Consider the following 5,584-nt stretch of genomic DNA (forward strand, 5'->3'; position numbering starts at 1 on the left):
TTGATGCTTAGTATTTTAGCTATATAAGTACTCTTTCGACTTAACAAAACTTTAATCTCAACAGGATGCAGACTGATTTTTATGGCGTAATTTTATCGCATACTATTTGAGAATGAAGAAACAGAACAAGAATAAGCCCAAAGGACAGGGCAACCTCACCCGAAGCATTATTGATATTCTTAGAAAGAATTCGGGAAAAACATATAACTACAAACAAATTGCTTCTATACTTGGTGTTAATGATGCCAGTAGTAGAAACCAGATCATAAAAAAACTAGCTCAACTCACTGCAAAAAAGGAAATTGAAGAAGTTGAACGTGGGAAATTTAAGATCGAAGGCTCCAAGAACTATCATACCGCGGTACTTGATCTAACCACCAAAGGTTATGGTTATGCGATCGTTGATGGATTTGATGATGATATATTTATCGCGAATAAAGACCTAAAGTCTGCTTTTGATGGTGATACTGTGGAAATTTACATTTACAATCGCCGTCGCAATAAAAAAAGTGAAGGTGAGGTTGTAAATATCACCAAGCGTAAGCGAACAGAATTTGTTGGAACGCTTCAGAAGAAAAAAGATTTTGGATTTGTGGTAGTGGACGATAAATCCATGTACACAGATTTCTTTGTTTCGGCGAACAAAATGAACGGTGCTGAAGATGGGGACAAAGTAGTAATCCAGTTCGAAGAGTGGCCGGATAAGGCAGATTCGCCTTTTGCTACGATCACCAGGGTACTTGGTACTCCGGGAGAACATAATACAGAAATTCATTCCATTCTTGCCCAATATGGTCTTCCTCATGATTTTCCGGAAGAAGTGGAAGAATACGCTAATAAGATAGATACTTCAATCAACAAAGATGAGATCGCTAAAAGAAGGGATATGCGCGATATCCTGACTTTTACGATAGATCCAAAAGATGCAAAGGATTTTGATGATGCTTTAAGCTTCAGAAAACTTGAAAATGGTAATTACGAGATAGGAATTCATATAGCAGATGTATCGCACTACCTGCAACCTGGAACTATTCTCGACGATGAGGCTTACGAACGTGCAACATCAGTATATTTGGTGGATCGCGTAGTACCTATGCTTCCTGAAATACTCTCGAACAACGCCTGTTCATTAAGACCGAATGAGGAAAAATTTACTTTTTCTGCAGTCTTTGAAATGAACGATAAGCTTGAGGTAAAAGATCAATGGTTTGGAAGAACCGTGACTTATTCAGACGAGCGTTTTGCTTATGAAGAAGCTCAACATATTATCGAAACGAATGCCGGGAGTATTCCAAAAGACATTTCAATTCGTGAAGATGCCTATACTGTTAGCGGTGAAATAGTAGATGCTATTTCCACACTGGACAGACTTGCTAAGCAGATGAGAAGTCGTCGTATGCGAAATGGTGCGATTTCTTTTGACAAGGTAGAAGTGAAGTTCAACCTTAACGAAGAAAATGAACCAGTAGGAGTTTTCTTTAAAACTGCCAAGGATGCGAATAAACTTATCGAGGAATTCATGTTACTTGCCAACCGAAAAGTGGCTGAATTTATTGGTAAACAGAAGCCGAAAAAGACTTTTGTATACAGATGTCATGATGAACCTAATGAAGATAAACTTGCTTCATTACAAAGCATAGTAGGCAGGTTTGGTCATAAACTGAACCTTACAGACCGTAATTCCACGACCAGTTCTTTAAATAAACTTCTGGAAGATGTGCAGGGTAAAAAAGAACAGAACATGGTAGATACTTTAGCTATTCGTACCATGAGCAAGGCCTATTACGGCACTGATAATATCGGACATTATGGTTTAGCCTTTGATCATTATACTCATTTTACTTCTCCAATTAGAAGGTATCCGGATGTCATGGTACATAGATTGCTTCAACATTACCTGGATGGTCATAAATCTGCCAGTGAAGAAGAGTATGAAGACAAATGTAACCATAGTAGTGATCGCGAGTATCTTGCAACCAGTGCAGAACGAGATTCCATAAAGTTCATGCAGGTGAAATTCATGATGGATCACCAGGATGAAGAATTTCTGGGAGTAATTTCTGGAGTTACAGATTGGGGAATCTTCGTGGAGATCGTTGAAAATAAATGTGAAGGAATGATCAGGTTACGTGATATGAACGATGATCATTATGAGTATGATGCTGACGAGTTCGCTGTAACAGGCAAACGTACCGGTAAAACTTTCACTTTAGGTGATGAGGTTTACGTCAAAGTTAAAAATGCAGACCTGATCAAACGTCATTTAGATTTCACTTTATTAGGTAGCAGAGCAGATGTAGAAGCAAATTAGTAGGAAAAAGTATCGCATTCAGGCTTTAACTGCTATATTTACTTTAAAACCACAAAAAGTTTACATTTGCAAAACAACTTAACTGTATGTTACAGGACGTTTTAGCTGCCTTACCCTTAGGTTTCTTTCTGGCTTTTCTATTTGGACCGGTTTTTTTTGTATTACTGGAAACCGCTGCTATAAAAGGGTTTAGAGCCGCTATTGCATTGGATTTTGGGGTTATCTTCGCTGATTGTGTATTTATAACTATCGCTTACTTTAGCACCACCAAGCTATTGGAAAGTCTCAAAGATGATCCAGCTTTGTTCATTTTTGGCGGCATGATCCTCGCTACTTATGGCTTGATGACCTTTGTACAATCGAAGAAATCTCTGCAAACAGATGATAAGACTCCTGAAATTAGAAAACTAGGAAAAAGTGCTTATTTCAGCTTGTTCGCAAAAGGTTTTCTACTGAATTTTATAAATATTGGAGTGCTTGGTTTCTGGCTGGGAGTGATCATTGTTTTTGGTCCTAAGCTGGATATGCAGATGGATAGAATAGGAGTGTTTATTGCTACAGTGCTTATCACTTATCTAATTGTAGATGTAGCCAAGATCTTACTGGCAAAAAAACTGAATCGGAAATTAACGCCTAACCGAATCTATATCATGAAAAAGTTCATTAGTTGTATACTGGTGATATTCGGGGTGGTTTTGATCTTTCAGGGACTCTTTCCAGACCAGGTAGATGAGATCAAGGATCAGATCGAAGAAATTACACCAAGTGATTCTTTAATTGGTGATCTGGATTTTACTAAAACAAAAGATCAGAAATAAAAAAAGCTTCCTAAATCAGGAAGCTTTTTTTTGGAGGCATCGAGCGGATTCGAACCGCTGTACAAGGTTTTGCAGACCTCTGCCTAGCCACTCGGCCACGATGCCCTTTGCGGGATGGCAAATGTAATAAAAAATTTAAGTATCAAAACTAAAATCTACCTTGATTTCTGCATGCTTACAGTAACCATAGCAACATTACCTCCAATTGGTGGGTTGATCTTGGAAACTTCTACTTCAGCTTGCTGAACCATAATTAGTTCGCTAAGAATACGGGTTAAAATCCTATCAGCAACCGTTTCCAGTAATTTGGATCGAATTGCCATTTCCTGCTTCACAATATGATTTAGATGAACATAGTCGATGGTATCTTTAAGTTCATCTGTCTTTGCAGAATGTGAGAGATCTCCAGAAACTTTAAGGTCTACCTGGTATTCGCTGCCAATTTTACTTTCTTCATCAAGACATCCATGATAAGCGAAAGTTCTAATGTTCTTAAGTGTGATTACTCCCAAAACTTTTTTTACAAAGATATGTTTCCTGAAGAATAGAATAATTATTGAATTAATTTTTCTCCAATCATCCCAATTAAAAAACCAAGATTTGCACCTAAAGCGGGTATCCATGCTCTTTTTAGCTTTACATTCGGAGCGATATCCTGAAAAATGAGATATAATATTCCACCACCGGCAAATACCATAAGAAAGGCCGTAACTTCAGGTAGGTTTGTTAGAAATTCATAACCGAGTAGCGCACCTAAAACTCCGCTGAAGCTCAAGGCAAACAGAATTGTAAGTGTTTTTTTCGATTTCATCCCAGATTTTATAAGATCCTGGTAGGAATTGAAAGATTCAGGTAAATTCTGTAAGCCTATGAATACTGCCAGTAATACACCGGTTTTAGAATCTGTTGCGAAGATTGCACCTAAGGCTATCGCTTCAGGAATAAAATCGAGGAGCATCGCCAGTAATTGCGATAAAGTACTTCCAGATTTCTCAAGTTTTCGATCTATTAAAAATACAATCAGCGCACCGGCTATAAATGCTAATAGCAGAACCGTGAGATCCAGATCTTCCATTCCTCTTGGAATTAATACCAGAGCAACGGCACCCATAAGAATACCTCCTCCAAAAGCCGTAATGAAATGGTTTATTTCTTTCCTTCGATTTGTGTTGTCTGGATTGCTTCCAATGTATTTGGAAAGTAAGCCGCCAATAAATACTGTAATCCCCGAAAATGCTGAGTATAGTATGATTTTATAAAGGTCATCCATTTTATAATTCTTGATTTTAATCCAAGTTATTAATTTTAAAGATACTATTGTTAGCATGCTGTCTTTATCGATTTAAAATTTGATAAATTTGCAGCTTATTAAAACAGGTTATGGCAGAAGCTAAAAAGTCCCTCAATTTCATTGAGCAGATCATAGAAGAAGATCTTAATTCTAATTATTCAAGAGAAGAACTTAAATTCAGGTTTCCTCCTGAACCTAATGGGTATTTGCATATTGGCCACGCATCCTCGATTTGTCTAAATTTTGGATTGGGTGAGAAATATAATGCGCCTGTGAATTTGAGATTTGATGATACGAATCCCGCAAAAGAAGAGCAGGAGTATGTAGATGCTATTAAAAGAGATATCGAGTGGTTGGGATTCAAATGGGCTGAGGAATGTTATGCTTCAGATTATTTCCAGAAACTATATGACTGGGCGGTAGAAATGATCAAAAATGGCGATGCTTATGTAGATAGCCAGACTTCAGAAGAAATAGCAGAGCAGAAGGGAACACCTACCGAACCTGGAAAGGAAAGTCCGTATAGAAAGCGTTCAGTAGAAGAAAATCTTGAGCTTTTTGAACAGATGAAGAATGGCGATACTCCCGAAAGGGGACATGTACTTCGCGCAAAGATCGATATGACTTCTTCAAATATGCTAATGCGTGACCCGATCATGTACCGTTGTTTGCATAAGGAACATCACCGCACTGCAGATACCTGGAAGATTTATCCTATGTACGATTGGGCGCATGGACAGTCAGATTTTATTGAGCATGTATCTCATTCCTTCTGTACTCTGGAATTTTTACCACATAGAGAATTATACAACTGGTTTCTTGAAAAAGTAAGCAAACAAGGTGAATTTGAGCCAAAACAGCGAGAATTTGCACGTAGAAACCTAAGTCATACTATTGTTAGTAAGCGTAAGTTACTACAACTTGTCGAAAAAGGTTTTGTAGACAGCTGGGATGATCCCAGAATGCCTACGATCTCAGGATTGCGTCGTAGGGGTTATACCGCTGGAGCTATCCGGAAGTTTGCCGATTCGATTGGCGTTGGAAAACGTGAGAATATGATTGATGTTTCTCACCTTGAATTCTGTGTTAGAGAAGATCTTAATAAAATAGCTCCAAGGGTTATGGGTGTTCTGGATCCTGTTAAACTGGTGATCACTAACTATC

General features: G+C 38.0%; 5 protein-coding genes and 1 tRNA gene. 3 read left to right on the top strand and 3 right to left on the bottom strand.

From position 1 onward, the window contains the following. Positions 1-112 precede the first annotated feature (112 nt). Both rnr and ACNKXS_RS04595 read left to right on the top strand, forming a co-directional pair. On the top strand, positions 113-2,311 hold the full coding sequence (rnr, locus tag ACNKXS_RS04590) for a ribonuclease R (RefSeq protein WP_417919829.1): 2,199 nt from the start codon (positions 113-115) through the stop codon (positions 2,309-2,311). A gap of 86 nt (positions 2,312-2,397) precedes the next feature. After that, positions 2,398-3,129 (top strand): LysE family translocator, encoded by a 732-nt coding sequence (locus tag ACNKXS_RS04595; protein WP_295179533.1) that lies wholly within the window; start codon positions 2,398-2,400, stop codon positions 3,127-3,129. A gap of 31 nt (positions 3,130-3,160) precedes the next feature. Here ACNKXS_RS04595 and ACNKXS_RS04600 read toward each other — a convergent pair. From ACNKXS_RS04600 to ACNKXS_RS04610, 3 genes are all read right to left on the bottom strand, one after another. Then, positions 3,161-3,234: transfer RNA gene (locus ACNKXS_RS04600), tRNA-Cys, on the bottom strand. Between the two features lie 50 nt (positions 3,235-3,284). Continuing rightward, positions 3,285-3,641, bottom strand: coding sequence for a dihydroneopterin aldolase (gene folB, locus ACNKXS_RS04605; protein ID WP_295179535.1), 357 nt, complete (start codon positions 3,639-3,641; stop codon positions 3,285-3,287). 41 nt (positions 3,642-3,682) lie between these two features. Further along, the gene (locus ACNKXS_RS04610; RefSeq protein WP_417919830.1) at positions 3,683-4,399 is read right to left on the bottom strand and encodes a ZIP family metal transporter; all 717 of its coding nucleotides are present in this window, start codon (positions 4,397-4,399) and stop codon (positions 3,683-3,685) included. Between the two features lie 110 nt (positions 4,400-4,509). Between ACNKXS_RS04610 and glnS the strand changes: the two genes are divergently transcribed. Beyond that, the coding region (gene glnS / locus ACNKXS_RS04615; RefSeq protein ID WP_417919831.1) for a glutamine--tRNA ligase at positions 4,510-5,584 on the top strand (1,075 nt) is incomplete at its 3' end.

The sequence above is a fragment of the Christiangramia marina genome (genome assembly GCF_048285865.1).
Taxonomy (GTDB): domain Bacteria; phylum Bacteroidota; class Bacteroidia; order Flavobacteriales; family Flavobacteriaceae; genus Christiangramia; species Christiangramia marina.

Bases quoted from the DNA above. Each gene is read 5' to 3' on its own strand.
- ACNKXS_RS04610 (WP_417919830.1), bottom strand. From the start codon at position 4,399: ATGGATGACCTTTATAAAATCATACTATACTCAGCATTTTCGGGGATT.
- rnr (WP_417919829.1), top strand. From the start codon at position 113: ATGAAGAAACAGAACAAGAATAAGCCCAAAGGACAGGGCAACCTCACC.
- ACNKXS_RS04595 (WP_295179533.1), top strand. From the start codon at position 2,398: ATGTTACAGGACGTTTTAGCTGCCTTACCCTTAGGTTTCTTTCTGGCT.